This is a genomic window from Roseobacter sp. N2S (assembly GCF_031454055.1).
GTDB lineage: Bacteria > Pseudomonadota > Alphaproteobacteria > Rhodobacterales > Rhodobacteraceae > Amylibacter.
The window spans coordinates 231,249-253,649 of record NZ_JAVDQB010000004.1; the positions used below are offsets into that span (position 1 = coordinate 231,249).

Genomic DNA, 22,401 nt, shown 5'->3' on the forward strand with positions numbered 1-22,401 from the left:
AGCAAAGGGTCCGTCAAATGCTAAATTCTATGCGCGGAAAAGGCCAAAGCAAGGTCATGTGGGTCATCATGGGGTTGCTCATGCTGGGCCTGACAGGTTTTGGGATCGGCGGCATTGGCGGCGGAAACATCCGGTCCATCGGGACTGTGGGGGACGAACCCATTGACACCAACACCTATGCGCGGGCCTATCAAAACGCCGCTGGACGGTTGAACCAACAGGCCGGCCGGACCCTGACCGCAGTGGAATTGGAAAATTTCGGAGTGCAAGAACAGGTTCTAGATGCAGTTGTCGGTCAAGCTGCCCTGAACAACGAGGCTGCAATGCGCGGTCTTTCCGTGGGCGATGAAACCGTCCGCACGACTATTCTGCAAAGCACACAGTTCCAAGGGTTGGACGGCACGTTTGATCGCGAAAACTATAACTTTTATCTGGAACGCCAACTTGGCATCACCGCAGGCGAATTTGAAACCCTGATCCGCAAGGAAAATGCCCGTTCCTTGGTGGAAAACACCATTGTCAGCGGTGTCAGCGGCGATCTGACGGTGCCTACAACACTGATGAATTTTGCCCAGCAGGAACGCTCTTTTGAATGGGCGGCCCTTGTTGAAGACAATCTTGGCACACCCATCCCCACGCCGAGCGACGAAGACCTGCAAGCCTATTATGACGCTCACGCAGCCAATTACCTTTCACCTTTGACCCGCAACATCACCTTTGCATGGCTGAACCCCACCGATCTGCTGGACAAGGTTGCAGTGGACGAGGCCGACATCCGCGAAAGCTATGACCTGCAATCAGACCGCTTTAACAAAGTGGAACAGCGGGCCGTGGATCGTATTATTTTCCCGACAACCGAAGACGCACAATCGGCGCGGGATCGTCTGGATGCCCAAACGGCCACCTTCAGTGAAATCGTTGCCGAACGTGGCCTAGAAGATGCCGACGTCGATCTGGGCGAAGTCAGCCGCAGCGATCTTGGCACAGCCGTTGGGGATCTGCTGTTTGCAGCCACCGAACCCGGCGTAGTGGGCCCTGTTCAATCCGACCTTGGCCCGGCCCTGTTCCGGATCAACGCGGTTCTGGCCGCCGACAGCACCCCTTATGAAGACGTGCGCGATGAGTTGCGCAATGAATTGGCAGGCGAATCTGCACGGCGTCTGGTGTCCGATCGTGTGACTGATATCGACGACCTGCTGGCAGGGGGCGCCGATCTGGAAGCGCTCGCTAAAGACACTGAAATGACCTTGAACACCATTGCCTATTTTGAAGGATCTGATGCGGCCATCGCGGGGTATGAAGAATTCCGCGCGGCTGCCATGGACGCCCAACAAGGCGACTTCCCAGAAGTGCTTGACCTGTCGGATGGCGGTGTGTTTGCCCTGCGTCTGGACAGCATCGACCAGCCCAAAGCCATCCCACTGGATGAGGTGCTTGAAAAAGTCACCGCCGACTGGCGTGCCGAACAACTGAACACAGCCCTTAAAGCCTTGGCAGAACGACTGAAACCCGGTCTGGAAAAAGGCGGCGATCTAAGCATCATGGGCCTGAACCTGACGCCGGTTGATGGCATCAAACGCAACAGTTATCTGGAACAACTGCCCCCGACCGCAGTGCTAGAAGCCTATAAACTGGCCAAAGGTGACGTGGCTATCGTGGATGGCGGTGACAGTGTTGTGCTGCTGCGTCTGACAAATATCACAGAATTCGACCCAGACCTTGATGGCAATGATGTTGTGCTTGAACGGATCAAAGGCCAGTTGGATGCGCAAATCTCGATCGACATGCTCAGCTATTATACCAACGCCCTGCAAACCGAAGCTGGCGTGCAGCTGAACCGCGCCATCATCTCGCAGATCAACGCACAGGTCACCGGATTTTGAGCACTCTCATACCAACATACGAGGCCTTTGAGGCCGCGCATAAAAATGGTGACAATCAGGTAGTCTACACCCGACTTGTTGCCGATCTGGATACCCCTGTCTCGCTGATGCTGAAACTGGCACAGGCACAAAAAGACAGCTTTATGCTGGAAAGCGTCACAGGCGGGGAAATCCGCGGGCGTTATACCTGTATCGGGATGAAACCCGATCTGGTCTGGCAGTGCCACGGCGATAAGGCGCGGATCAACCGTCAGGCACGATTTGATGCCAATGCCTTTGAGCCCATGAAGGCCGATCCCCTGACCAGCCTGCGCGCAGTGATCGACGAAAGCCATATCGACCTGCCCGAAGACCTGCCAGCCATCGCAGCGGGGCTGTTTGGCTATCTGGGCTATGACATGATCCGTCTGGTGGAAAACCTGCCAGACGTGAACCCTGATCCGCTCGGCCTGCCCGATGCGGTGATGATGCGCCCCTCTGTGGTGGTGGTTGTGGACGGTGTCAAAGACGAAATTACGGTTGTCTCGCCTGTTTGGGCCACTGGCGGCCTGTCTGCCCGCGCCGCCTATAATCAGGCCGCCGAACGGGTGATGGATGCCGTGCGCGATCTGGAACGCCCTGCCCCGATGGCCACACCTGTGGCAGATATTGCCAATGCAGTGGGCGAACCCGTTTCCAACACTACCCGCGAAGAATATTTCGGCTTTGTGGAAAAAGCCAAAGACTACATCCGCGCAGGCGACATCTTTCAAGTGGTCCCGAGCCAGCGTTGGACACAGGATTTCAAACTGCCGCCCTTTGCGCTCTATCGCGCTTTGCGCCGCACCAATCCGTCGCCCTATATGTTCTTTTTCAACTTTGGCGGCTTTCAGGTGATCGGTGCCAGCCCTGAAATTCTGGTGCGCGTCAAAGACAAAGAGGTCACCATCCGCCCCATCGCCGGCACCCGCCACCGCGGTGCGAATGAGGCCGAGGATCGCGCGCTTGAAGCCGATCTCTTGGGCGATCCCAAAGAAATGGCAGAACACCTGATGCTGCTGGACTTGGGGCGCAACGACGTGGGCCGTGTGTCAAAAATCGGCACCGTGAACCCCAACGAACAATTCATCATCGAACGCTACTCCCACGTGATGCACATCGTTTCAAATGTGATCGGGGAACTCTCGGACGATCAAGATGCTTTATCCGCGCTGCTGGCAGGCCTGCCCGCAGGCACCGTATCGGGCGCCCCCAAAGTCCGCGCCATGCAGATCATCGACGAGTTGGAAAAAGAAAAACGCGGTGTGTACGGCGGCGGCGTGGGCTATTTCAGCGCCACGGGCGAAATGGACATCTGCATTGCCTTGCGCACTGCCGTGCTGAAAGATCAAAAATTGCATATTCAGGCAGGTGGCGGCATTGTCTTTGACAGCGAACCCGAAGCCGAGTTGCAAGAAACCGTCAATAAATCCAACGCCTTGCGCAAAGCCGCCAAAGACGCCGTGGCATTTGTCAGCACCGGCGGCAACTACTGACCCGCTGAAGAACTGCCCGACTTGGCATTGGCGTGCCCTGCGTTGCGGCTTCTTTTGAGCTTAAATACCCATGAAGCCAAGGCCCGTATCAACGGCCATGTTCGATCAGAACCGCTGACACAGGGGCCAGCGTCACGGCGCGTGCGTTGGTGCTCAGCGACCAGTTCAACAAAGCCGCCATCGTCGCACGGGACGGCGTAGCCACCACAATCGCCTGCCCTTTTGATCGGGCCTGACGGGCCGCTCGGTTCAAATACCCCGTCATCACAGCATCCGATTCCCCGGCCCCGTCCAACACGCGGTTAACCACGGCTGACGGCACATTCTGCTGATCCGCCAAACGCGGCGCTGCATTCAGCCCGCCCGCATAGGTGATCAACCCGTGCCCTGTTCCGGCAAAATAACTGACAACCGCGCGCACCAACCGCTGGTCTTTTTGCAAATTCGCATCCGGACGGTCGATCAGCCCCAAAGCCTCTGGCATCATGGTGAAATATTTCTGTAGCAATTCAGCCACTTGTTCATCGGTTTGCCCGCCAGACAAAGACAGCGATACATCGTGGGGACTTAGGCCTAAAACCTCAAATCCGGCGTTGCGATAGGCCCGCGCCTTGCTGGCCACATCCGGCTGATCCAGTGGAATCGCTATGGCCAGCGGCAGGCCCAAGCCCGAAAGTTTGGGTAATTGATCGGCAATATCCCCCGTATCCAGCAGGACAATAGACATCAAAGGCTTGCCCGTGGGGGTGAAATTATTGGCGTTGGCCCAAACAGCCCCAAGCGCAGGCTCGTCAATTTGAACGGATTCTTCGCTGGTCTGCCCACCGATACTTGGAATACGGGCACTGATCCCGCCAGTGCCAAGCGATGATATCCCGTTTTCACCCGACTCTCCTATGGTGGGCAAACGGGAACCGACTGTCTGGAAAGTGCCTGATTTATTGGCCTGTTGCTGCGGGGTAAGAGCCGCGATGGTGGTGGTGGTTTCTGCATCCGGGTCTGTCCGATCTGGCACAACCACCACAGGCTGATCTGCCAAGTTCGGTTCTGGTTTGGCTTTGATCCGCAGTTCCGGTTCGGAATCCACTTGCGGCATCACCGCCACGCCATCACGTGCGCCGGTCATCTGCGGAGTCGGCGCAAAAGCCGCAGGCGTAGCTGTATCACGGCTCACTTCGGGGGCCGCTGTGGCTATATCCTGCACATCTGGCGTCAATGCATCAGGGCTGTTGGTGTCCGCCGCAGGCTTCACCAACACAACAGGCTCTGCAGGGATTGTGGACACATTTGGCTGGGTTTCAGCCTGATCATCCCGTTCCAACAAGGTTTGAACCGCTGCCTGTGGTGCCGCATCGGCATCTGGAACCACCATTGCCAGTTCGGTTTCCTCTGGCAGGGGTGTTTCAGCCCCCAACCCCGCCACATCCGAAGCTTTGGGCGCAGCGCTGGACTGGCCTACATTTACAGGCGTGTCCGACGCACCAGATTGTTCTGGCAAAGCGGTGACGGGTTCTGGCGATGGCGTTGCTTGCTGAACCAGCGATAATTTTGGTGCGGACTCTTGTGAAACAGACTCAGCGCCCTGATCAACACCGCTGTCTTGTGCGGTCTGTTGCATCGGCGCCTGCGCTACTTTTGTGGTATCTGTGCGCGGCAAAATTGGATTCATCGCAGCCAGAAACACACCACCCGACAGCCCCACGGCCAGACCGGACATGATTCCTGCGGTTTTACCCCAGTTTGCCATAATTAGCCTCTTGTGCCTGTTATCACTTTTACCTGCAATCGCGCGCGCCTTTTCTTGGCTGGCTGCTCTTGACCTCTGCGCACGCCCATGAGCAATGTATAGCGCAGTTCGATACAGGGATCATCCCCCTAAATCACGGATGTGAAGGACAGGCAAAATGCTGCTTTTGATCGATAATTACGACAGTTTCACCTATAATCTGGTGCATTATGTTGGTGAACTAGGTGCCGAAGTTGTGGTGAAACGCAACGATGAAATCTCGGTGCAGGACGCTATGGAAATGCAGCCCGACATGATCCTGCTCTCTCCCGGCCCTTGTGATCCGGATCAAGCGGGCATTTGCCTAGAGCTGACCAAAGCCGCCGCGCAGACCGAAACACCCCTGCTTGGGGTTTGTTTGGGGCATCAGACCATTGGCCAGGCCTTTGGCGGCAAAGTGGTGCGCTGTCATGAAATTGTTCATGGTAAAATGGGCACCATGCATCATTCCGGAACATCTGTTTTTGCAGGTTTGCCGTCGCCTTTTGCAGCAACACGCTATCACTCGTTGGTGGTGGATCGTGAAACCCTTCCCGACACGTTAGAGGTCACCGCATGGCTGGAAGATGGTACAATCATGGGGCTGGCCCATAAAACCCTGCCGATTCACGGCGTGCAATTTCATCCTGAAAGCATCGCTTCGGAACAAGGGCACGCGCTGTTGAACAACTTTCTAAAAACCGCATTGGAGTCCGCATGAGCACTGCGCTGAAAGCTCTGATCGCCAAAGCCATAGATACCCCGCTAACACGGGCCGAAGCTGAATCCGCCTTCACCATCATCATGGAGGGCGACGCCACACCCGAACAAATTGGCGGTTTCCTGATGGTGCTGCGCACACGGGGGGAAACCGTGGGCGAATATGCGGCCGCCGCAGCCGTCATGCGTGCAAAATGCCACCGTGTCAGCGCCCCGACAGGCGCGATCGACATTGTGGGCACGGGTGGGGACGGAAAATCCACCCTGAATATTTCAACCGCCACCGCAATTGTCACCGCAGGTGCAGGCGTTGTGGTCGCCAAACACGGCAATCGGAACCTATCGTCCAAATCGGGCACTGCAGATGCGCTCGGCGCGCTTGGCGTGCAGGTGATGGTTGGACCCAAAGTGGTGGAACGGGCAATAAACGAGGTCGGGATCGGCTTTATGATGGCCCCCATGCACCACCCCGCTACCCGCCATGTAATGCCCGCCCGTCAATCCCTTGGAACACGGACAATTTTCAATATTCTCGGGCCTTTGACCAATCCAGCCGATGTAAAACGCCAACTGACGGGCGCATTTTCCCGCAATATGATCCGCCCTATGGCCGAAGTTCTGCTGGAACTCGGGTCTGAAAAAGCATGGCTGGTGCATGGATCAGATGGCACTGACGAAATTTCTATCGCAGGCCCCACTTGGGTGGCCAAGCTGGAAAACGGCACGGTCACAGACACCGAAATCTCCCCCGAGGATGCAGGCCTTCCCGTTCATCCCTTTGATGACATTGTCGGCGGAGAACCCCATGAAAATGCCGCCGCCCTAAAGGCCCTGCTTGCTGGTGAAAAATCCGCCTACCGCGATGCAGTTTTGCTGAACACCGCCGCTGCCCTTGTCGTGGCGGATAGGGCTGCTACTTTACGAGAAGGCGCTGAAATCGCTGCACAAAGCATCGACAGTGGAAAGGCCGCCGCCAAATTGGTCGCGCTGGCAAAAATAACAACAGAGGCAGTAGATGACTGATATCCTGGACAAAATAAAAGCCTATAAACTGGAAGAAGTCGCCGCAGCCAAAGAGCAGGTCACATTGGCAGAACTGGACGCCATGGGCGCAGATCAAACGCCACCACGGGGCTTTGCCGAGGCATTGCAAGCGGTTGCCTTATCTGGCGGCTATGGTCTGATTGCTGAAATCAAAAAAGCCAGCCCATCCAAAGGGCTTATTCGTGAAGATTTCGATCCGGCAACACTTGCTGCTGCCTATGCTGACGGTGGTGCGACATGTTTGTCTGTGCTTACAGATACCCCTTCATTCCAAGGCGCGCCGGAATTCCTGACCGAGGCGCGCAATGCCTGCACGCTACCCTGTCTGCGTAAAGATTTCCTTTATGACACCTATCAAGTTGCCCAATCGCGGGCTTGGGGTGCGGATTGCATCCTGATCATCATGGCCAGCGTGTCTGACGCGCAGGCCCAAGAACTGGAAACGGCCGCCTTTGAAAAAGGCATGGACGTGCTGGTAGAGGTACATGACCGCGCCGAACTGGACCGCGCCGCCCTGTTACGCTCACCTTTGCTGGGGATTAATAACCGCAACCTGAAAACCTTTGAAACCACATTGGACACCACTAAAACACTAGCCCGCTACGCCCCTGCAGAGCGGTTATTGGTGTCAGAAAGTGGCCTACATTCACGCGAAGATCTGGCTGAACTTGCCAAATTCGGCGCCCGCTGCTTCCTGATCGGTGAATCCCTGATGCGCCAAGACGATGTGACCACCGCCACCCGCGAAATTCTGACCAGCCCTTGGGCTCCACAGGCAATGTAGCAGGCGATTTATGGCAAAACTGACCCATTTTGACGATAAAGGCGCGGCCCATATGGTGGACGTGTCTGAAAAACCCATCACCAGCCGTGTAGCTGTTGCAAAAGGCCGCGTGCTGATGACGCCGGAAACCCTCGCCATGATAGATGAGGGCCGCGCGAAAAAAGGTGACGTTCTGGCCGTGGCGCGACTGGCTGGCATCATGGGAGCAAAGAAAACTTCTGACCTGATCCCACTGTGTCATCCATTGGCAATTTCCAAGGTTTCGGTGGAATTGACTGTGGCCAGTGACGCTGTTGAAATTGAAGCGACGGTTAAAACCACGGGCCAAACAGGTGTTGAAATGGAAGCCCTGACTGCGGTGAATATTGCAGCCTTAACCGTGTATGACATGGTGAAAGCTGTCGATAAATCCATGCATATCAGCGACATACGACTCGTTCTTAAAGAGGGCGGCAAGTCGGGTCGGTTCGAAGCGGAATGATCAGTGTAGCAGAGGCGCTTGCCAAGGTTCTTGATCTGTTTGAACCGCTTGGCACAGAGGTTATTCCCCTTCGGGATGCCGCTGGCCGGGTATTGGCACAGGATGCCGTTGCGGCCTTTAACCAACCGCCTTTCGCCTCTTCTGCCATGGATGGCTATGCGGTTCGGGACGTTGATCTGTTTACAGGCGCCCCATTGCAAGTTATCGGCGAAAGTGCCGCGGGCGGCAGTTTTGACGGCGAACTTGCCCCCAAACAAGCGGTTCGCATTTTTACCGGCGCCCCTGTTCCAACTGGTGCAGATCGCATCCTGATCCAGGAAGATTGCTCGCGAAGCGGCGATATAATCACCGTCAGTGACGGGATCGACCCAAGTTTTTACATCCGCCCCGCTGGTGGAGACTTCAAAGCAGGCGATGTCATGGCCGCCCCGCGCGTGCTTTCCGCAGGTGATATTGCATTACTCGCATCAATGAATTGCGCCCGTCTTGTGGTGCACCGTAAACCCGTGGTTGCCCTAGTTGCCACCGGCGACGAATTGGTCATGCCTGGCGAAACACCTGGTGCCAGTCAAATAATATCCAGCAATAACTTTGGCTTAAAAGCCCTAATTGAAGCAAACGGCGGCATCGCACGGATATTGCCCATTGCTGCAGATGATCCCGATGCCCTGCGTGCAGTACTCGACCTTGGGGCCGATGCCGATGTAATCGTAACACTGGGGGGTGCTTCGGTCGGGGATCACGATCTGGTCCGTCAGGTCGCAACAGAAGCAGGGCTGGAACAGTCGTTTTATAAAGTTGCCATGCGCCCGGGGAAACCCTTGATGGCAGGACGGCTTGGGAATTCCGCAATGATTGGCCTGCCCGGAAATCCGGTCAGTTCTATGGTCTGTGGTACTGTGTTTCTTGTGCCAGCCCTACGTGCCATGCTTGGCCTTGGAAAAGCCCCCATGCCGCGTGAAGTTGCTATGCTTGGCACAGACATCGGTGCAAACGGCCCCCGCAGCCATTACATGCGCGCACAATTGTCCATTGTCGACGGCCACCTAAATTGTACGCCCGAAAGCAGGCAGGACAGTTCGTTGCTATCCGTCCTGTCGCGGTCGGATGCATTGTTGGTCCGCGAAGAAAACGATCCACCCCGTAAGGCTGGCGATATGGTTCCTTTCATTCGTCTATAATTTCTGTTCCTGCAAACATTTGTAAACTATTAGCAGTTAAAAAATTGCTAATTGTTGTTTTGACCTGCCAAATACAAAATTTCTTTTTGACACAAAACAAGAACACGTATAGAACAATTCAGAACATAAGTGAACCAAACGCGATATTCTGGCGTTGCAGGAGGGTTACCATGCTTACACGCAAGCAGATGGATTTGTTGGAGTTTATTCACAAGCGGATGCAAAAGGACGGTGTTCCGCCCTCATTTGACGAAATGAAGGAAGCCCTTGATTTAAGGTCTAAATCAGGCATTCACCGTTTGATTACCGCGCTGGAAGAACGGGGGTTTATTCGCCGCCTCGCCCACCGTGCCCGGGCCATTGAAATCGTCCGCCTTCCCGATGCGATTGAGGCTGGCAGCTTTACCCCGCGCGTTATTGAGGGATCAGCCCCCCCACCTGCGCCGCGCGAGGCTTTGCCTGTAGAAGAATCCGCCGCCAGATCGCTGCCGATTATGGGCCGAATCGCCGCTGGTACGCCGATCGAAGCGATCCAGCATGTGACCAGCCATGTAGCCGTACCAGGCGGTATGATGCACAATCAGGGCAATCATTACGCTTTGGAAGTCAAAGGCGATTCCATGATCGATGCCGGCATCAATGAAGGCGACATTGTTGTCATCCACGAGCAATCCGATGCGGAGAACGGCGATATTGTAGTGGCATTGGTCGAAGATCAGGAAGCAACTTTGAAGCGCCTACGCAAACGGGGTTCTGCTATTGCGCTTGAAGCTGCGAACCCGGCTTACGAAACCCGTGTGTATCGGGACGATCAGGTTAAAGTTCAGGGGAAATTGGTGGGTTTGATCCGCACTTATTAGATCTGGCCGCCCCGCAGGATGTAATTTGCCTCTCAAATAGGCTTGGTTTGGTTCTGCAACGCACTTCTATTATTGATTCCACAAACGCGTTCCAGAGTTCTGGCGCGCGTTTTGTGTTTTCAAGCCCGCTTTGGTTGACCAGATCGCAACAGCCCCACCTTTGCGCAATTCATTTTCAGTTATGGCTTGGCACGGCCCCTTTATAGAATCCTTCCATTGGGGGGCGATAAGGATATTTGTAGTTGTACAGGACGTAGAAAGTTGCTGTTCAGTAAGTTTCTTACCCCAGAAATAAGTCACTGTGCCGGAAGCAAGGTTTTGTTCCCATGTGTCATTTTTAAGATCAAAACGTTTGGCTGCGATCAATTGAACGGCGCTATCGCCATCATTTTCCAACCAACTGGAGGCCGCAAAACCATTTCCTTTATGACGGGTCAACGCCCGCCCCTCAGACGTGGCGATACCTGCCAATCGTCCGTTATCTGTAATCAGAATATCCGGCCGCTTTGACACGGCCCAGAACGTTAAAGCCAACACAGATACCGGCACGCCGATCCAGCGCAGTTTTCCCTGCCATAGCACAACAATCAATGCACCAAAAGTGAACAGCCCCAAAGCCCAGATCGGACCTGAGGGGATGCGCAATATGGCCCCGTCCCGCGTTGCGATCCAATGGGCCACGCCGAGAATCCAGTCAATGCCCTGACCCATGCCCCAGAACGGCAATCCTTGTGCGCCAAACAGTGACAGAAGTCCCGCGATGACCGCAAAGGGCATTACAATCATGCTCATAACAGGAACGGACAAGAGGTTCGCCAATAAGCCATATTGCGCCATTTGATTGAAATGAAAGGCTGAAAACGGAGCCGTTGCGGCGCCAGCGACGAAAGATGCGATGAGCAGCGACAAAAACGGAGCGATGAAGTGAAATCGGCTTGCGCGCAACGCCTGCCATTTTTGCCAACGGTTTAAAGCCTCAAATGTGGCGACCAATGCTGTCGTGGCGGCAAAAGACATTTGGAACCCCGGGCCAGACAGGCTTTCAGGGCGGGCGATCAGGATCAAGGTCGCAGCTATGGCAACGGCGCGCAGGGTTATGGCGGGGCGGTCCAGCAGAACCGCAATCAGCATAACGCCGACCATCACAAAGGCCCGCTGCGTGGCAATATTCGCCCCTGAAATCATCAGATAGGCCACCCCCGCTAAAAGCGCGACCACAGCGCCAATTTTCTTGGCCTGCCATCGGACTGACAGATAAGGCACCGCCGCCACAGACAGGCGCACCACGGCAAAGATAAATCCGGTTAGCAACCCCATATGCAAGCCCGAAATAGCCAGCAAATGTGCAAGGTTAGACTGACGCAGATCGGTAAGCAGCAGGGGATCAATCTGCGAGCGATCGCCAGTTATTATCGCCGCAGCGAAAGCGCCCGTCTGGCCTGGAATCTCGGTCTGAATCTGTGTTGAAATCCACATGCGCAGTGCAAACACACGCAGGGCGAAAGATCGGTTGTCGGCGGGCACGGCCAGAACGGGCGGCGCGCGGGCGTACCCCACAGCACCCAGCCCGTCGAACCAGGCTTTGCGCTGGAAATCAAAACCTCCCGGTTCGACGGGTCCACTAGGGGGGGACAAACTGGCAGTTAGCATGATCCGTGCGCCCGGAATAAGGGGCGTGCCGTCCAGTTTTGAATGTAGCGAAACGCGGACCCGCTCTGGGGTGCGTTCTGGCGCGATTTTGGTTAATATTGGCGCACCTAATGTGATCCGCGGTTTGTCAGAACCAGAGCGATCCAATTGCACAATTGTCCCCTCTACCGCGCCGTAATAATGCCAGCCCAGTTTCGGGGCGCCAACCTGATGCGCGCGGGTAAGCGCGACCAAAAACCCCAAACACAAGAACACAGGACACCACGCCAGGATCCGCAGCGCATCCGGCCCAACCCGTGTAATGGCGGCGCAGCCGATTGTGACCCCGCATACTGTTAAGATATGGGGCGTAGTGGGTTCAAATCGCAGGGTAAAATACAGACTTACCCCCAGCCCCAGCCAGACAGGGACCCACAGACCAAAGCGGTGACGTTGGGAAAACAGCACCCCTGACAGATCGTCAAGCCCCATCGTTGTCTTGTCCTTTGCCTGTGTTTCGGAATATGAAGTGCCAACCCTGCACGCCCTTGGTTTCCAAAAGGTTAAGATCGCTTATGTCCGATACCCCCGTAGTCACCCGTTTCGCTCCGTCCCCCACCGGTTTTTTGCATATCGGTGGCGCGCGCACGGCCCTGTTCAACTGGCTTTTCGCCCGCAATCAGGGCGGCACATTTCTGTTGCGGATCGAAGACACAGACCGCGAGCGTTCTACCCCAGAAGCGACGGCTGCCATCTATGACGGGTTGAAATGGCTGGGTCTGGATTGGGATGGCGACGCGATCAGCCAGTTTGAACGTCGGGAGCGCCATGCAGAAGTGGCCAAAGCCATGCTCGACAATGGCACGGCCTATCGTTGTTATGCCACGCAAGATGAAATCGAAGCCTTCCGCGAATCCGCCCGTGCAGAGGGAAAATCAACCTTATATCAAAGCCCTTGGCGGGATGCTGAGCCGTCTACAGCCCCTGACTTGCCTTTTGTAGTGCGCCTGAAAGCCCCCCGTGAAGGCGAGGTTCGCATCAAGGACAAGGTGCAAAAAGACGTGAAATGGCAGGCTGATACGCTGGACGATATGGTTCTACTGCGCTCTGATGGCACGCCTACTTATATGCTGGCGGTGGTTGTAGACGATCACGATATGGGCGTTACCCACATCATCCGCGGCGACGATCACTTGATTAATGCGGGCCGCCAAAGCCTGATCTACCGTGCCATGGGCTGGGATATCCCGGTGTTTGCGCATATCCCCCTGATCCACGGGGATGACGGCAAAAAACTAAGCAAACGGCACGGCGCGCTTGGGGCGGAAGCCTACCGCGAGATGGGCTACACACCCGCCACCATGCGCAACTATCTGACCCGTCTGGGATGGAGCCATGGCAACGACGAGTTGTTCACAACAGAACAAGCGGTAGAGTGGTTTGACTTCAAGGGTCTTGGCAAATCCCCTGCCCGACTGGATTTGAAAAAGCTGGATCACGTGGGCGGTTATCAAATTGGAATCGCCCCGGATGACGTTTTGCTGGCGGATTTACAGACCTATCTGGCGGCCACAAACCAACCGGCTTTAACAGATGCGGATCGCGTAAAATTGATTGCGGTCCTACCCCTGTTGAAAGATCGCTCAAAAAAGCTATCAGACGTGCTGGAAAAAGCCCATTTTATTCTGGGATCACGGCCCTTTACGCCAGATGCCTCTGCGCAAAGTTTGCTCGATTCGGTATCCCTTGGCATACTGAAAGAATTGACCGCTGCATTGCAGCATGTTACATGGTCCCATGATGGCCTTGAGACCTGTTTAAAGGAGTTTGCTCAAGCCAATGATCTAAAACTGGGAAAGATTGCGCAACCCTTACGCGCGGCCTTAACCGGGCGCACAGTGTCGCCGTCGGTTTTTGACATGATGGTTGCGTTGGGCAAGGAGGAATCCCTCGGCCGTCTTCAGGATGCGATCACGCCCACCTGAGACGCACAGTTCTGTCCGAGGATAATATGCGCAGGCTTCGGCCTGCCAATAACGATAGAGAGGTCGCATGACAGATAGTCCAAAATCAGCAAAACTCACCTTTGGCGAAACAGAGCTGGACCTGCCAATGTATTCCGCAACTGCCGGCCCGGATGTCATCGACATTCGCCGCCTTTATGCAGACGGGCACGTATTCACATATGATCCGGGCTTCACGTCCACCGCTGCTTGTGACAGCACCATTACTTTTATCGACGGGGACGAAGGCGTGCTGTTGCATCGCGGCTATCCCATTGACCAACTGGCCAGCAAATCCCACTATTTGGAAGTCTGCTACCTGTTGCTTTACGGTGAATTACCAAGCGCCGAAGATCTGGAAGACTTTGAACACCGCGTTACAAATCACACCATGCTGCATGAACAGATGATGAATTTCTTCCGCGGGTTCCGGCGCGACGCACACCCTATGGCGGTTATGACGGGTGTAGTCGGGGCGATGTCAGCGTTTTACCACGACAGCACCGATATCAATGACGAATGGCAGCGCGAAGTCGCGTCCATCCGCTTGATTGCAAAAATGCCAACCATTGCAGCCTATGCTTATAAATATTCAATTGGCCAGCCGTTTGTTTATCCGCGCAATGATCTGGATTATGCGTCCAACTTCCTGCGTATGTGTTTTGCGGTTCCTGCAGAAGACTACGAAGTGAACCCGATTCTGGCCCGCGCTATGGACCGGATTTTCACTTTGCATGCAGATCATGAACAAAACGCATCCACATCCACTGTCCGTTTGGCAGGTTCTTCGGGCGCAAACCCGTTTGCTTGTATCGCAGCGGGCATCGCCTGTTTGTGGGGTCCGGCACATGGCGGCGCCAACCAAGCCTGTCTGGAAATGCTGGAAGAAATCGGCTCTGTGGAACGTATCCCTGAATTCATCGCCCGTGCGAAGGATAAAGACGACCCATTCCGCCTGATGGGCTTTGGACACCGCGTTTACAAAAACCACGATCCCCGCGCGACTGTGATGAAAGAATCCGCAGACGAAGTGCTGGGCTTGTTGGGTGTTGAAAACAATCCAAAGCTACAAGTGGCCAAAGAACTGGAACGCCTTGCACTGGAAGACCCGTATTTCCGCGATAAGAAACTGTTCCCGAACGTGGATTTCTATTCCGGCATCATCCTCGAAGCTATGGGTTTCCCGACATCTATGTTCACACCAATCTTTGCCCTGTCCCGTACAGTTGGCTGGATTTCCCAGTGGAAAGAAATGATCGGCGATCCGACCCAAAAAATCGGCCGTCCACGCCAGTTGTACAAAGGCGCGCCGCTGCGTGACTATGTGGATGTAGAAAACCGCTAAGGTTTTCAACCGCGCAAGACTTAAAGGCCGCCTCATTAGGCGGCCTTTTTATATTGTTACAGCGTATTAGATGGCTTTAGCGCCCTTCAAACTGGGCTTTACGTTTTTCAAGAAAGGCCATAACGCCCTCTTTGAAATCGGCTGTGCGGCCTGCTTTGCCTTGCAGATGCGCCTCGGTTTCTAACTGTTGATCCAATGTTTGATCCACGCTCATGCGCATGGCCCGTTTGATCAGTCGATACCCCTCGGTCGGGCCGCTGGCCAGATGCAAAGCACGGGTGCGCACCACGGCGGCAAAACTGCCATCGGGCACCGCTTCCCAGATCATCCCCCATTCAGCAGCTTTTGTGGCGGAAACAGGCTCTGCAAACAAGGCGGCCCCCATAGCGCGAGCAAAGCCCACCTGCCGGGGCAACCAATAGGTGCCCCCCGCATCAGGGATCAGCCCAATACGCGAAAACGCTTGTAAGAATGACGCAGTTTCAGCTGCAATCACCACATCCGCTGCCAGCGCAAGGTTCGCCCCCGCCCCCGCCGCCATACCGTTCACCGCACTGATTGTCGGAATCCGGCAGTCAAAAATCGCCCGCAGCATGGGTTCGTATTCGTCGCGTAACGTGCCTTCAAGATCAATGTTGGAAACTTTGGACGCATCCCCCAAATCCTGCCCCGCGCAAAATCCACGACCTGCCCCTGTCAGCACCAATACACGGGCCTCCCCCTCGGCCCGTTTGACTGCATGCAGCAATTCCGCCCGCATCTGTGTGGTCAGCCCGTTCAGAACATCAGGCCGGTTCAGGGTGATTGTCGCTATATTTTCGGACAGATCATACAGCAGGGTTTCATAATCCATTAGGCATTGCTCCGGTTTTGGGTTCGGCGCAGTCTACCGCTGTGATCGGGTTTGAAAAGAGGAAACGCAAAAGCGAAAAAACGGGTCAGTCCTGTAACAGCTTTGACAGACGTTCAGACTCGTCTTTGGATAGAACAGGCGAGTCGTCCTGTCCTTTACGGGACCGCCGGCGCAGGTAGAGAACCGCCACCAGCGCGCCCAACAGCAACATCAAGGGCCCTATCAGATAAAGGATCGCATTTGCGCGGGTCATCCGCGGTTTTAACAGCACATATTCCCCATAGCGATCGACGATAAAATCCACCGCCGCAGTATCGCTATCCCCGGCCACAAGCCGCTCGCGCACCAAAAGACGCAAATCCCGTGCGATGCCCGCATTGGAATTATCAATGTTTTCATTGCGACACACCAGACAACGCAACCCTTTGGAAATTTCCCGCGCCCTTTGTTCCAAAACAGGATCTTGCAGCATTTCATCGGGTTCCACCGCCCAAAGAGGCGTAGCCAGCACAACAGCAAGGATCAGGAGCAAGCGACGCATATTCATTCCGCCGCCTGAAGTTTGGCCCGTTTCGGGCGCACGGCACCGGCCACGCGGTATCGCCGGTCCGTCAGGCTTAGACAGCCCCCCAGCGCCATGACCAGACAGCCCAGCCAAATCCAGTTGGAAAAAGGTTTGATATAGGTGCGCATGGCCCAACTGCCATCGGGTTGTTTATCGCCCAACACCACATAAAGATCCCGTGTTATGCCAAAATCAATTGCAGCCTCGGTCGTGGGCATCCGTTGCACAGGGTAGAACCGTTTTTCAGGGCGCAGGTCCGCCACTTTGCGGGTGCCACGATAGGCCGTGACAGTGCCGATCTGCGCAGAATAATTTTGCCCGTTATGATCCTCGACCCCGTTCAGGACAAATTCATAGGCCCCCACATCAAAGCGATCGCCGATATTGATTACGCGAATGTCCTCTTGTTCCCAAGCGGTAACCGCCGCAATGCCAAAGATCGTCAGGCCAAGCCCCGCATGGGCCACCGCTTTTCCCCAGTCGGATCGCGGCAGATTGCGCAAGCGGCGCAGGGTTTCAAGTGGGGCCTGATTGCGATAGCGTGCGCGGATCAACAGATCCAGCATCGCCCCGAGTACCAGCCATGCCGCCAGCGCCAATCCGAACGGCGCCAACATGCGGCCACCGGTTTGCAGGCTCCAGACCAGAACGCCCAAAGCCACCGACAAGGCCAGCGCACCACGCAGATTCTTGAAGGATTTTCCAACCTGCGCCCTTTTCCAGGGCAGGATTGCCCCCAGCGGCAGGATTGCCACCAAAACCACCATAAACGGCGTGAAAGCGGAATCAAAAAACGGCGCGCCGACAGACAGTTTTCGCCCCGTTGTCAGTTCTGCAATCAACGGCCAGATGGTACCGAAAAAGACCACAGCCGTAGCCACCACCAGCAGCAGGTTGTTCAAGACCAACCCACCCTCGCGGCTGATCAGGCCAAACACCGCATTGGTGCGCAACTGCCCTGCCCGCGCGGCGAAAAGCGTTAATGCGCCACCGATAGCAACGGTCAGGATCGCAAGAATGAAAATCCCCCGCTCTGGGTCATTTGCAAAGGCGTGGACCGAAGTAATCACACCTGAGCGCACAATAAATGTACCGATCAGCGAGAAAGAGAAGGCCAGAATAGCCAGCAGAACCGTCCAGCTTTTCAACGCATCGCGTTTTTCCACAACAATGGCAGAATGCAAAAGCGCGGCCGCAATCAGCCATGGCATAAAGCTGGCATTTTCCACCGGATCCCAGAACCACCAGCCGCCCCAGCCCAGTTCGTAATAGGCCCACCAAGAGCCAAGCGCGATGCCAATGGTCAAAGTAATCCACGCCAGCAAGGTCCAAGGCCGCACCCAACGGGCCCAAGCGGCATCAACGCGGCCTTCAATCAGGGCAGCGACAGCAAAGGAAAACGACATAGACAGGCCAACATAGCCAAAATAAAGAAACGGCGGATGAAAGGCGAGCCCCGGGTCCTGAAGCAGAGGATTAAGATCATTGCCATCAATGGGCGGCACCGCCAAACGCACGAACGGGTTCGACGTAAAGATCAAAAACGCCAGAAACGCCGCCGAAATCATCGACTGCACCGAAAGAACCCGCGCCTTTAGCGCACTTGGCAGATTGCCACCAAAAACCGCGACCAAAGCGCCATAAAACACCAGAATAAGAATCCAAAGCAGCATGGACCCTTCGTGGTTGCCCCAAACGCCTGTGACTTTATACAACATCGGCTTGGCGGAATGGGAATTGGCGGCAACCAAAGCCAACGAGAAATCAGAGACCACAAAGCTATAAGTCAGCGCCGCGAAACTGATCGCAATCAGAACAAATTGCGCCACCGCAGTGGTATCTGCCAGCTGCATCCAGCCAGACCAGTTTTTCTGTGCGCCGACCAGTGGCACAAAAGCCTGCACCAAAGCCAAGGCAAAGGCCAAGAGAACCGTGAAATGGCCGATTTCTGCGATCATGATGCTGCCCCGTGTAAATCCCGTCGATTATAGCAGGCTGACACAGGGCAACAATTCAATAAAACTTGTGTTGGCGGTGTGTAATGTCACAGGGGTCCAGACGTTTTGTGAGCACGGCATTGATTTTCGGTTTAGTATAAGAGCGAATGATTTCCCCTTTCCGATATTTTTCAAGGATTAAGGAACTATGGCAGGCAAACGTAAATATCCACCTAACACGGAAAATCTGTTAATAGCCTTGCGGTTTCAGACCCTTATATATCAATGCACGCTCTAGACTGGCCGCCTAATCCCGCGATTTTCGCCAATCCACAACCGCCGCATTCTCCTCCTCGCGTTGGCCCGCCGCCCCGACAAACCCCACCGCCTGTTGTGCCCCACGCAATGTCCGTGCGCGCACATAGTGCATTTCCCGCGCCCCAAAATAAAAGGACACGACCGCCCCCAGCAGCCACCATAATTCACGCGGCACAGCATCAAGCCCGACCATCCGCTGTGAAAACGCTTCTGGGTTCACCATTGAAAACGCAAATAATCCGACAGTCGACAAGGCAAAGACCGGACGGGGTAATCTGTTCAAGCCGTCTACGAAATTATTGAACATTCCGCCCCGCGATCGTTCGAACTCTGCCCCGTATTGCTCGACCGAGGCTTTGTGCTCCAGATGTTCATATTCTGCGTTGGCGGTTTTATTAGGCACGAACACCTCGGCCACTTCTTTCACGGCTTTCCCAAGCCCGAAAACATCCTGTACTAACCCCATTTTGCACACCTTTTCTTGTGATCTGTCAGAGTGATATGGTATTTTGGCGCAATGAATTCTTCGGCCCGTAAAATCCAGCCACCTTTGCCCCCTGCCTGCGTTCGCGCATATTTGCGCGAGGCCACGCGGCTGTCCGCCAAGGCATAATAATAGGCCCTGCGTTCAAGCCCGTAGGCATCCGCAAGATACCCCGACGCGATCGCCATCGCAGCTTTCACTGCGGCGCAGGTTTGCGGGCCAATCGCGCCATCAACCATGACACTTTGGCCAAATTTCGCCAGCATCCGTTGCAAGATTTTCACCGCGTGATTTCCTGCATTCACATACATGTCAAAAACGCTGGACTGTAATACGGCAGGCAAATCACCAATGCTTGGCTTGAAAAAATAATGGGTTTTAAAGATTTCGACGGCTTCGGCCTCGCTCAGCGCCAGCACATCATGGGCGTCCACAACCCCATCACGCGTCAAATCCAGCCCAAGCCGACGCATGGTGTGTACCGTCACCCCGTATTTCGTCGCGCCGCCCAAATCGTCCGGATCATTCACATATCCGCCTTCGCGCCGCACAATCGCGCGCGCAATTTCATCAACTGTCTGCATGATACCCCGATGATCTGTAAAGAACTCAGGGAAAAATACAGAAAACTTACTAAAAATTTGTGGTAACGGCGTGCGCTACTCGCCTGTTGGTTTGAACACACCTTGCTTTTTCAAGGCATCTGCAACCTCTTTTGGCATGTATTCCTCGTCGTGTTTGGCCAGAATTTCCTGCGCTTGAAACACGCCATTTTCCAAAGCACCCGTTGCGATCATGCCTTGGCCTTCGCCAAACAAGTCCGGCAAGATTCCCGTAAAGCTGACGGGCACCGTAGCGCCGCCATCCGTCACGATAAACTCTACCGTATTGCCGGATTTGACCATGGATTCTTCGGCAACCAAACCGCCCACACGGATGATTTGCCCGTCCATCGGGCGGTTGTCCGCTATGTCTGACGGGCTGTAGAAATATTGCAGCGCATCGCCTGCCGCCAGATAGATCACAACAAACCCTGCAAACAGACAGGAAAATCCCGCAATAATCAGTTGGATTCGGCGTGTCTTTTTCAGTCCGGCCATAGTCAGAGCCCTATTCTATAGCGTTTGATCGCTGCGTTAAGTTCCGCGCCAAATAGGATTATTCCAGCTGAAAAGTACAGAAACAACATGGTGATCACAATGCCCGCCAAAGCACCGTAAGTGATCGAATAACTCCCCGAATTTGCCAGATAGAGCGACAGTCCCGTTGCCATCACCAACCAAGAAATTGTGGTGAACAGAACACCGGGCCAACGTGGAAATTCCTTGGCGTGGTCATGGGGCAAAAACCAATGAAGCGACCAGATTAACAGGTAGAACACAACAATACCAACGGCATACCGTGCAAATGTAATGTTGGTTGGAATGTCAAAATCAATAAAGCTTTCAATTATTTTGATCAAGCTAGGGGCCAAAAGGATAGACAAGCCCAATACCACCGACGCAATAGCCGACACTATGACCGTCACCATTGCCTTGGCTTTTCGCATGATCCAAACGCCTTTTTCCCGTTCTCCGTAGATGCCGTCAAAGGCGCGGTTAATTGCCTCAACCGCGCGCATGGCCGCCCAAAGCGCCAGTAGAATGAACAAGGTGAACAGATTATGTTCGTTTGCCAAAACCTGAACCAAGGCGGGTTCCAATGCTTTGGCCAGATAGATTGGGGCGAAATCAAACAGAACACCAACCGCCTCGGCGCTGCGCCCAGCCCCGATGAACCAACCCGTCAGGGCCACACAGAAGATCAGAAATGGAAAGATCGCAAGCAACAAGGAATAGGCGATGTAACCCGCCTGCATATCGCCGCCACGCGCCTGAAATGCCGCAATGGCAGAGCGCGTGACGACAACGATAGGATGATTTATCAAGGGAATAGCGGTGCCATTTCCAGCCCCATTGTTTCGGGCAGGCCCAACATAAGGTTTGCGTTTTGGATCGCTTGGCCGCTGGACCCTTTGGTCAGGTTATCCAATGTGGAAAACACCATCACACGGCCAGGTTTACGATCCGGAATTACCCCCAGATGGCAATAGTTCGACCCGCGCACGTGTTGCGTTGCAGGGGCTTCGCCAAAGGGCAGCACATAGACAAAGGGTTCGTCGTCATATTTCGCCCGCAGCGTGTCATGGATCGTTTGCGCGTCACCTTTGACATAAATTGTCGCCAGAATTCCGCGGTTTTGAGGGAGCAGATGGGGCGTAAAGGTGACATCAACCGATTTACCCGCAATCAAGGACATTTCCTGATCGAATTCCGCCAAATGCCGGTGCGCGGCCACGTTATAAGCGCGGTAGCCCTCAGACACTTCGGAATGCAGCATGCCTTCTTTGGGGGAACGCCCTGCCCCGCTGACACCGGTGGCCAGATCAATGATGATGTCGTCACTTTCTATCACACCCGCCGCCAGAAGTGGTAGAATTGGCATCAGGCCAGTCATCGCATTACAGCCGGTTCCAGCCACCAACCGCGCAGTTTTGACCTGCTCGCGGTAATATTCCGTCAGCCCGTAAACCGCCTCTTTTTGCAGTTCCAGTGCAGTGTGTGGCCCACCGTACCATTTTGCATACACCTCGGGATCGCGCAGCCGGAAATCAGCCGACAGATCGACGATTTTCACATGGGCCGGCAATTCGCGGATGACTTCTTGGCTGGTGGCGTGGGGCAGCGCGCAGAACACCAGATCAATGTCGGTGAAATCCACATCCTCGATTGTGGTCAGTTCCGGCAGATCCAGATGCCGCAGATGGGGGAATACGGACCCATAGGTCATTCCCGCCTTACGATCCGCTGTCATGGCTTTTACAACCATGCCCGGATGGGTGGCGATCAAGCGCACCAGTTCCGCCCCCGTATAGCCAGAGGCCCCTAGAATTGCGATATTTTTAGGCTTTTGTGTTGGCGTCGTCATAAGCCATCTCCTTAGAATTCAATGATGATTTACGGCAAAAAGCGCGCGCGCGCAATCAACCGTTGAGT

20 protein-coding genes are annotated in these 22,401 nt (G+C 54.8%); 10 read left to right on the top strand and 10 right to left on the bottom strand.

The features are described from left to right. Nucleotides 1-17: 17 nt before the first annotated feature. Nucleotides 18-1,883 carry a SurA N-terminal domain-containing protein gene (locus GGE09_RS12265; protein WP_309746423.1) on the top strand — a complete coding sequence of 622 codons (1,866 nt, stop codon included), beginning with the start codon at nucleotides 18-20 and terminating at the stop codon, nucleotides 1,881-1,883. Next, the gene (trpE, locus tag GGE09_RS12270; protein WP_309746424.1) at nucleotides 1,880-3,397 is read left to right on the top strand and encodes an anthranilate synthase component I; all 1,518 of its coding nucleotides are present in this window, start codon (nucleotides 1,880-1,882) and stop codon (nucleotides 3,395-3,397) included. The genes GGE09_RS12265 and trpE overlap by 4 nt, the downstream gene beginning before the upstream one ends. A gap of 88 nt (nucleotides 3,398-3,485) precedes the next feature. On the opposite strand, the gene GGE09_RS12275 is transcribed toward trpE, so the two are convergent. Beyond that, entirely contained in the window at nucleotides 3,486-5,144 is a 1,659-nt protein-coding gene (locus GGE09_RS12275) for a divergent polysaccharide deacetylase family protein (RefSeq protein WP_309746425.1), read from the bottom strand. Between the two features lie 157 nt (nucleotides 5,145-5,301). On the opposite strand from GGE09_RS12275, the gene GGE09_RS12280 reads away from it, so the two are divergent. The 6 genes from GGE09_RS12280 (at nucleotide 5,302) to lexA (ending at nucleotide 10,232) form a co-directional block, all read left to right on the top strand. Beyond that, on the top strand, nucleotides 5,302-5,883 hold the full coding sequence (locus GGE09_RS12280; protein ID WP_309746426.1) for an aminodeoxychorismate/anthranilate synthase component II: 582 nt from the start codon (nucleotides 5,302-5,304) through the stop codon (nucleotides 5,881-5,883). Next, the gene (gene trpD / locus GGE09_RS12285; protein WP_309746427.1) at nucleotides 5,880-6,905 is read left to right on the top strand and encodes an anthranilate phosphoribosyltransferase; all 1,026 of its coding nucleotides are present in this window, start codon (nucleotides 5,880-5,882) and stop codon (nucleotides 6,903-6,905) included. The genes GGE09_RS12280 and trpD overlap by 4 nt, the downstream gene beginning before the upstream one ends. Continuing rightward, nucleotides 6,898-7,710 carry an indole-3-glycerol phosphate synthase TrpC gene (gene trpC, locus GGE09_RS12290; RefSeq protein ID WP_309746428.1) on the top strand — a complete coding sequence of 271 codons (813 nt, stop codon included), beginning with the start codon at nucleotides 6,898-6,900 and terminating at the stop codon, nucleotides 7,708-7,710. Before trpD ends, trpC begins: the two co-directional genes overlap by 8 nt. Before the next feature lie 10 nt (nucleotides 7,711-7,720). Next, the gene (moaC, locus tag GGE09_RS12295) at nucleotides 7,721-8,191 is read left to right on the top strand and encodes a cyclic pyranopterin monophosphate synthase MoaC (RefSeq protein ID WP_309746429.1); all 471 of its coding nucleotides are present in this window, start codon (nucleotides 7,721-7,723) and stop codon (nucleotides 8,189-8,191) included. Then, nucleotides 8,188-9,372, top strand: a complete 1,185-nt coding sequence (gene glp / locus GGE09_RS12300) for a gephyrin-like molybdotransferase Glp (RefSeq protein ID WP_309746430.1) — start codon at nucleotides 8,188-8,190, stop codon at nucleotides 9,370-9,372. Before moaC ends, glp begins: the two co-directional genes overlap by 4 nt. 170 nt (nucleotides 9,373-9,542) lie before the next feature. Further along, nucleotides 9,543-10,232, top strand: coding sequence for a transcriptional repressor LexA (lexA, locus tag GGE09_RS12305; RefSeq protein ID WP_309746431.1), 690 nt, complete (start codon nucleotides 9,543-9,545; stop codon nucleotides 10,230-10,232). A gap of 69 nt (nucleotides 10,233-10,301) precedes the next feature. On the opposite strand, the gene GGE09_RS12310 is transcribed toward lexA, so the two are convergent. Beyond that, nucleotides 10,302-12,353 carry a ComEC/Rec2 family competence protein gene (locus GGE09_RS12310; protein ID WP_309746432.1) on the bottom strand — a complete coding sequence of 684 codons (2,052 nt, stop codon included), beginning with the start codon at nucleotides 12,351-12,353 and terminating at the stop codon, nucleotides 10,302-10,304. Nucleotides 12,354-12,436: 83 nt separating this feature from the next. Here GGE09_RS12310 and gltX point away from each other — a divergent pair, with 83 nt between their 5' ends. Together gltX and gltA are read left to right on the top strand one after the other, a co-directional pair. Next, nucleotides 12,437-13,846: a glutamate--tRNA ligase gene (gene gltX / locus GGE09_RS12315; RefSeq protein ID WP_309746433.1), complete on the top strand. Its 1,410-nt coding sequence runs from the start codon at nucleotides 12,437-12,439 to the stop codon at nucleotides 13,844-13,846. Between the two features lie 67 nt (nucleotides 13,847-13,913). Continuing rightward, entirely contained in the window at nucleotides 13,914-15,209 is a 1,296-nt protein-coding gene (gene gltA / locus GGE09_RS12320; protein ID WP_309746434.1) for a citrate synthase, read from the top strand. Between the two features lie 76 nt (nucleotides 15,210-15,285). Here the strand turns inward: gltA and GGE09_RS12325 are convergent, their stop codons facing one another. The 8 genes from GGE09_RS12325 to argC all read right to left on the bottom strand — a co-directional run bounded on the left by GGE09_RS12325 (nucleotide 15,286) and on the right by argC (nucleotide 22,333). Continuing rightward, nucleotides 15,286-16,062, bottom strand: a complete 777-nt coding sequence (locus tag GGE09_RS12325) for an enoyl-CoA hydratase-related protein (RefSeq protein ID WP_309746435.1) — start codon at nucleotides 16,060-16,062, stop codon at nucleotides 15,286-15,288. A gap of 85 nt (nucleotides 16,063-16,147) precedes the next feature. Continuing rightward, nucleotides 16,148-16,603: a cytochrome c-type biogenesis protein gene (locus GGE09_RS12330; RefSeq protein WP_309746436.1), complete on the bottom strand. Its 456-nt coding sequence runs from the start codon at nucleotides 16,601-16,603 to the stop codon at nucleotides 16,148-16,150. A gap of 2 nt (nucleotides 16,604-16,605) precedes the next feature. Continuing rightward, a complete protein-coding gene (locus GGE09_RS12335; protein ID WP_309746437.1) occupies nucleotides 16,606-18,585 on the bottom strand; it encodes a heme lyase CcmF/NrfE family subunit in 1,980 nt (659 codons plus the stop codon). 286 nt (nucleotides 18,586-18,871) lie between these two features. Next, nucleotides 18,872-19,348, bottom strand: a complete 477-nt coding sequence (locus GGE09_RS12340) for a holin family protein (protein ID WP_309746438.1) — start codon at nucleotides 19,346-19,348, stop codon at nucleotides 18,872-18,874. Continuing rightward, nucleotides 19,339-19,950 carry a holin-associated N-acetylmuramidase gene (locus GGE09_RS12345; protein WP_309746439.1) on the bottom strand — a complete coding sequence of 204 codons (612 nt, stop codon included), beginning with the start codon at nucleotides 19,948-19,950 and terminating at the stop codon, nucleotides 19,339-19,341. The genes GGE09_RS12340 and GGE09_RS12345 overlap by 10 nt, the downstream gene beginning before the upstream one ends. Before the next feature lie 75 nt (nucleotides 19,951-20,025). Beyond that, nucleotides 20,026-20,466, bottom strand: coding sequence for a cytochrome c maturation protein CcmE (gene ccmE / locus GGE09_RS12350; protein ID WP_309746440.1), 441 nt, complete (start codon nucleotides 20,464-20,466; stop codon nucleotides 20,026-20,028). 2 nt (nucleotides 20,467-20,468) lie between these two features. Beyond that, nucleotides 20,469-21,293, bottom strand: a complete 825-nt coding sequence (locus GGE09_RS12355) for a YihY/virulence factor BrkB family protein (protein ID WP_309746441.1) — start codon at nucleotides 21,291-21,293, stop codon at nucleotides 20,469-20,471. Beyond that, entirely contained in the window at nucleotides 21,290-22,333 is a 1,044-nt protein-coding gene (gene argC, locus GGE09_RS12360; protein ID WP_309746442.1) for an N-acetyl-gamma-glutamyl-phosphate reductase, read from the bottom strand. Before argC ends, GGE09_RS12355 begins: the two co-directional genes overlap by 4 nt. Between the last annotated feature and the right edge of the window lie 68 nt (nucleotides 22,334-22,401).

What these genes read in the sequence shown, in the direction of transcription:
- GGE09_RS12310 (WP_309746432.1), bottom strand. Translation starts at nt 12,353, where the DNA reads ATGGGGCTTGACGATCTGTCAGGGGTGCTGTTTTCCCAACGTCACCGC.
- argC (WP_309746442.1), bottom strand. Translation starts at nt 22,333, where the DNA reads ATGACGACGCCAACACAAAAGCCTAAAAATATCGCAATTCTAGGGGCC.
- moaC (WP_309746429.1), top strand. Translation starts at nt 7,721, where the DNA reads ATGGCAAAACTGACCCATTTTGACGATAAAGGCGCGGCCCATATGGTG.
- gltX (WP_309746433.1), top strand. Translation starts at nt 12,437, where the DNA reads ATGTCCGATACCCCCGTAGTCACCCGTTTCGCTCCGTCCCCCACCGGT.
- GGE09_RS12325 (WP_309746435.1), bottom strand. Translation starts at nt 16,062, where the DNA reads ATGGATTATGAAACCCTGCTGTATGATCTGTCCGAAAATATAGCGACA.
- GGE09_RS12280 (WP_309746426.1), top strand. Translation starts at nt 5,302, where the DNA reads ATGCTGCTTTTGATCGATAATTACGACAGTTTCACCTATAATCTGGTG.
- GGE09_RS12330 (WP_309746436.1), bottom strand. Translation starts at nt 16,603, where the DNA reads ATGCGTCGCTTGCTCCTGATCCTTGCTGTTGTGCTGGCTACGCCTCTT.
- GGE09_RS12265 (WP_309746423.1), top strand. Translation starts at nt 18, where the DNA reads ATGCTAAATTCTATGCGCGGAAAAGGCCAAAGCAAGGTCATGTGGGTC.
- GGE09_RS12335 (WP_309746437.1), bottom strand. Translation starts at nt 18,585, where the DNA reads ATGATCGCAGAAATCGGCCATTTCACGGTTCTCTTGGCCTTTGCCTTG.
- GGE09_RS12345 (WP_309746439.1), bottom strand. Translation starts at nt 19,950, where the DNA reads ATGCAGACAGTTGATGAAATTGCGCGCGCGATTGTGCGGCGCGAAGGC.
- gltA (WP_309746434.1), top strand. Translation starts at nt 13,914, where the DNA reads ATGACAGATAGTCCAAAATCAGCAAAACTCACCTTTGGCGAAACAGAG.
- lexA (WP_309746431.1), top strand. Translation starts at nt 9,543, where the DNA reads ATGCTTACACGCAAGCAGATGGATTTGTTGGAGTTTATTCACAAGCGG.
- trpC (WP_309746428.1), top strand. Translation starts at nt 6,898, where the DNA reads ATGACTGATATCCTGGACAAAATAAAAGCCTATAAACTGGAAGAAGTC.
- ccmE (WP_309746440.1), bottom strand. Translation starts at nt 20,466, where the DNA reads ATGGCCGGACTGAAAAAGACACGCCGAATCCAACTGATTATTGCGGGA.
- GGE09_RS12275 (WP_309746425.1), bottom strand. Translation starts at nt 5,144, where the DNA reads ATGGCAAACTGGGGTAAAACCGCAGGAATCATGTCCGGTCTGGCCGTG.
- GGE09_RS12340 (WP_309746438.1), bottom strand. Translation starts at nt 19,348, where the DNA reads ATGGGGTTAGTACAGGATGTTTTCGGGCTTGGGAAAGCCGTGAAAGAA.
- trpD (WP_309746427.1), top strand. Translation starts at nt 5,880, where the DNA reads ATGAGCACTGCGCTGAAAGCTCTGATCGCCAAAGCCATAGATACCCCG.
- glp (WP_309746430.1), top strand. Translation starts at nt 8,188, where the DNA reads ATGATCAGTGTAGCAGAGGCGCTTGCCAAGGTTCTTGATCTGTTTGAA.